This is a genomic window from Mycobacterium sp. 141 (genome assembly GCF_000382405.1).
Lineage (GTDB): Bacteria > Actinomycetota > Actinomycetes > Mycobacteriales > Mycobacteriaceae > Mycobacterium.
Genome location: NZ_KB908285.1, coordinates 1 through 4,382 on the forward strand (window position 1 = coordinate 1; position 4,382 = coordinate 4,382).

The following is a 4,382-nucleotide window of genomic DNA, read 5'->3' on the forward strand; positions in this document are numbered from 1 at the left end:
CCGAGGCCGTGTTCCAGTCGCTGTGGGACCACACCGATATCGAGGCCGAGGAACTCTGGACGCGCCACGCCAACCTCGAATGACCCAACCCTGACCAACCCACACACACCTCAGTTCCCCACAGACAGCAGAAAGCTGAACCCAATGACCGAAACCTTCCGGCCCGCAGAACTCTTCGAGGGGAAACTCGACGAAGCCCTGCTGGCTCCGCCTTTGGCCGAGGTGATTGGTGACGAGATCCCGACACGAATCGCCATTCCCTTCAAGAGCGACGACGCTCGCATTCTCTCCGGCGTCTGGGAGGCCAACCCTGGTCTCTCACGCTGGGAGTTCTTGGACCGGGGCGAATCGATCCACGTCCTCGAAGGCCGCATGGTCGTTACCGAGGATGGCGGCGAGCCCGTTACCGTGGAAGCTGGATCTGCTGCCTTCTTCCCCATCGGGTGGAAGGGAACCTGGGAGATCCAGGAGCGGATCCGCAAGTTCTTCGTGATCTTCGCGGCCTAACCCAGAGCACTGTCAGGCCCAGGGGGACAACCCCGGGGCCTGTCGGTGCGCGATTGGGATCGCCACGGGTATCCATGCCTGGATACAGAAAATAGAAAACAGAAAGGTAGATTCAATGACCGAAACGTTCCGGCCCGTCGACCGCTTCGAGGAGAAGCTCGAAGAGACCCTGCTCGGCCAGCCCTCCGCTGAGGTGCTGGGCGACCCGATCGGAGTCCGTTCTTCTGTCCCGTTCATCGACGAGGATCACGGCATCCGTTCCGGCGTCTGGGAGGCCCAGCCGGGTCTGTCCCGCTGGGAGTTTGTCGAGCGGGGTGAAATCATCCACGTCCTCGAAGGGCGCATGATCGTCACTCAGGATGGCGGCGAGCCCGTCACCCTCGAGGCTGGGTCTGCTGCCTTCTTCCCCATCGGGTGGAAGGGAACCTGGGAGATCCAGGAGCGGATCCGCAAGTTCTTCGTGGTCTACGCGGCCTAAGTCAGTTGCTTGTCAGGCCGGAGGGCACGCCCCCGGCCTGACAAGCTCGACTGGGACCGCCGCGGGGGGACCGGCGCCTCCACGTTCCCCATGAGGGGCAGACGACGCGACCGAACCTCGCTACTGGCGCAAAGATGCCATCACTCGTTATCGCACGGCCTCCCTTGACGTTAGACAGATTTTGCCCGCCGCTGGCGTGATGATCGTGGGGCGTGACGCGCTCCTGTAAACCCTCTCCTACGATCTGAGACGAACATGAAAATCGGAATCCTCACCAGCGGTGGCGACTGCCCCGGATTGAACGCGGTCATCCGCGCCGCCGTGATTAAAGGCATTGCCGTCTACGGTCTCGAGTTCGTTGGATTTCTTGACGGCTGGCGCGGCGTGGTCGAGGGCGACATCATCGATATCCCGCGCACGATGGTCCGCGGTATCGCCAAACAAGGCGGCACCATTCTTGGCACCTCGCGCACCAACCCGTTCGAAAACGGCGGCGGCCCTGAGGTCATCAAAGCGCATATGGACCGGCTGGGCATCGACGCGATCATCGCCATCGGCGGTGAGGGAACCTTGACTGCCGCCAAGCGCTTGACCGACGCGGGCCTGAAGATCGTCGGTGTCCCGAAGACCGTGGACAACGACCTTGATGCCACCGATTACACCTTCGGTTTCGACACCGCAGTGCAGATCGCCACGGAAGCAATCGACCGGCTGCGCACCACCGGCGAATCGCACCACCGATGCATCATCGCCGAGGTGATGGGCCGTCACGCAGGCTGGATCGCGCTGCACGCCGGCATGGCGGCCGGCGCCCACGCCATCCTCATACCAGAACAGAAGATCAGCATCGATCAAATCACCCAGTGGGTGAAGGGAGCCCACTCCCGCGGGCGGGCACCGCTGGTAGTGGTGGCCGAGGGGTTTGTTCCGGAGCACATGGAATCCCCGCACTCCGAGCGTGGGCTGGACGCCTTCGGCCGTCCCCGGCTCGGTGGGATCGCAGACCAGCTGGCCCCGGAGATCGAAAGCCGCACCGGCATCGAAACCCGCGCCACCATCCTGGGCCACATTCAGCGCGGCGGCGTGCCCACCGCCTTCGACCGGGTTCTGGCCACCCGGCTGGGTATGGCGGCCATCGACTCTGTGGTCGACGGCGTCTGGGGCACCATGGTCGCGCTGAAAGGCACGGAGATCGAGCAGGTGAGCTTCGAAGAAGCTCTTGGCAACCTCAAGGCCGTTTCACAAAAGCGCTACGACGAAGCCGCATTCCTGTTCGGCTGAGCTGATCCGAGCCCGTTGGGGACCGCCTCTGCGCCTTCCGCGTTCAGGGGGTCTGACGGTTGGTGCTGTAAATCAGTGACAGCCCCAGGTGCGGAACGTCGAGAGTTACTCGATGCTGGTCCGGCGATCCGGATTTGATTCGCTCACCCACCAGGTACATCCCGGAGTTGCCGAGGATGACGCGATTGCTGGCGTTGACGAGGGCGGCATCGCCCGGGATCAGAAGCAGATTCGGCATGATGATCGGTTCCAGGTCCGTGAGCCGGATGTCGCACCCTGCCACGCCCGTAAAGTGTCCATGGACCGAGAACGGCGCCATGAACGTAACGATGTACTCCTCGAAGCCCGAGTAGTCGATGTACGGGCCCCAGACAGTCTGCTCCCCTGTGGCAGCGGCGGTCGAGAAGAACGGCAGCTTTTCGTAGTCGTAGTACCGGGCGCTGCCTGGAGTCATGTCAAAATCCAGTCTTGCAAGGGCACCGGATGCCTTGCGGAACCACCATTCGAAAGCGTGGCCGCCCTCCTCGACGGAGGCCGCGGCGAAGAAGGTTCCGGCGCCGACAGCGAAGGTGTTCTTCGTCAGGAACTTCTGTGAGAGTTCGTCCAATCCGGTCAGCGCCGCCCGGCTGACCTTGGACTTGCCCGCGAGATTTCGGTCAAGCAACGCGGCAACGTCTGTGGCCAAGTTCTTGATCTCGGTGGAAACACCGCTGATCCACGAAGTGAGGGCATCGGCAGCATGCGCGACTTCGGTGGTGGAGTTCATTGGCCCTCCTGGATTGTTGGCCTAGTGGACGATGCCGATGCCTGAGGGGACGAGCTCGTCGTCGAACGCGCCGTGGCCTCAGAGGAGGAACCGATATCGGGTGAGGCTGGGGGGGTTCTCGATCTCGACTGGGCATAGCCGAGGACGAGTTTCGTATCAATCAGGTGGAAGATGTTTCGCCTGATGTGTTCCAGGGCCAGTTTCTGGGCCCTCTCGGGCTGGTCCTGAGCCACCGCCCGGACCAGTTCCAAATGCTCGGCGGTTGCCCGTTCAGGGTCATATCCCTCCGTCACGGTGAAGGGGGCCCACAGCTGTCGAACTGTTTCTTCCTGAAGGCGGATTTCGGCATTGGCAAGCCTCGGTGATTGCGCGGACACCGCCAACTCGATGTGGAAGCGGCTGTCAGCAGATGCGCGGGTTTCAGGGGTTTCGGCCAGAACCAAGGCCCGGGCAAGTTCCTGAAGACGGTCGAAGTCGTGTGCTTCCGCGCGCTCACATGCCAGGCGGATGGTCGCGGCGGCTATGGCGGAATGCTCGTCTCCGATGTCGCGGATTTCCGAAATAGACGTCGAAAGAAACCAATCCTGCATGATGTCGGTCTGAGGCTCGGGCTGATTGACGACAAAGGTTCCCCCGCTCCGGCCTCTGCGAGTCTCGACGACTCCTCGCTCCCGGAGTTCCGACAAGGCTTCGCGAAGGGTCGCGCCGCCGACCCCGAACATCTCCGAGAGTGCGGCCTCTGGGGGCAAGCGTTCACCTACTTTGAGCAGCCCGAGGGCAATCGCCTTGGAGATTCTGTCGACAATCGCGTCGGCCCGCTCGATTTCCGGCAGGGACCGATAAATCTGCGATTGGAAGGGGGTCGGCGTGGCCAAAAGTCTGCGCTCCGGAACATTGACTACGGGGTGAGTCGATCCTAGCCAACCTGGCCGCTGGACATGGGCTGGATATATCCGCGATTTCCGGTGTTGGCGCTGGTAGCACCCTTGACGGCGACGACGTGGTCGATGCCGGTTTAACGTGCTCAGCCACAGCCGGTAGCTGCACCCAGCTCCGGCCGGTCCATCCGAGTGGGGGCTTCCGACCAATCCTAAAGTGTAGTGAGAACCGTCAGAAAACAGTGTTACCCCCACCCGCTTGCTTCGGAATCATGGAGGACGACCAGAAAGCATCTGTTCGGCCGCTACGGGCCTGATCGCAGAATGAAAGGGGCACTATGAGTCAGACGGCAAGCACGGCCGTCGGGAGCGGATCTGCCTCGGAAGTAAACCGGGACAGTATCGCGAACAATCTGTCCCTTGTCGTGGACGAGATCACGAATACCACGGCCAAAGTCAATGCAGAGCAGCT

The 4,382-nt window shown here is 62.1% G+C and carries 5 protein-coding genes; 3 read left to right on the forward strand and 2 right to left on the reverse strand.

Translation table 11 applies throughout. The features are described 5' to 3' along the window. Window positions 1–144: 144 nt before the first annotated feature. The 3 genes from H276_RS0122270 (at window position 145) to H276_RS0122280 (ending at window position 2,266) form a co-directional block, all read left to right on the forward strand. Window positions 145–507: a cupin domain-containing protein gene (locus tag H276_RS0122270; protein ID WP_019973485.1), complete on the forward strand. Its 363-nt coding sequence runs from the start codon at window positions 145–147 to the stop codon at window positions 505–507. A 115-nt stretch (window positions 508–622) separates the two neighbouring features. Then, window positions 623–985: a cupin domain-containing protein gene (locus H276_RS0122275; protein WP_019973486.1), complete on the forward strand. Its 363-nt coding sequence runs from the start codon at window positions 623–625 to the stop codon at window positions 983–985. Between the two features lie 255 nt (window positions 986–1,240). Next, a complete protein-coding gene (locus tag H276_RS0122280) occupies window positions 1,241–2,266 on the forward strand; it encodes an ATP-dependent 6-phosphofructokinase (protein WP_019973487.1) in 1,026 nt (341 codons plus the stop codon). Window positions 2,267–2,309: 43 nt separating this feature from the next. On the opposite strand, the gene H276_RS0122285 is transcribed toward H276_RS0122280, so the two are convergent. Both H276_RS0122285 and H276_RS0122290 read right to left on the reverse strand, forming a co-directional pair. Further along, the gene (locus tag H276_RS0122285) at window positions 2,310–3,032 is read right to left on the reverse strand and encodes a cache domain-containing protein (protein ID WP_019973488.1); all 723 of its coding nucleotides are present in this window, start codon (window positions 3,030–3,032) and stop codon (window positions 2,310–2,312) included. Continuing rightward, a complete protein-coding gene (locus H276_RS0122290; RefSeq protein WP_019973489.1) occupies window positions 3,029–3,907 on the reverse strand; it encodes a FadR/GntR family transcriptional regulator in 879 nt (292 codons plus the stop codon). The genes H276_RS0122285 and H276_RS0122290 overlap by 4 nt, the downstream gene beginning before the upstream one ends. Between the last annotated feature and the right edge of the window lie 475 nt (window positions 3,908–4,382).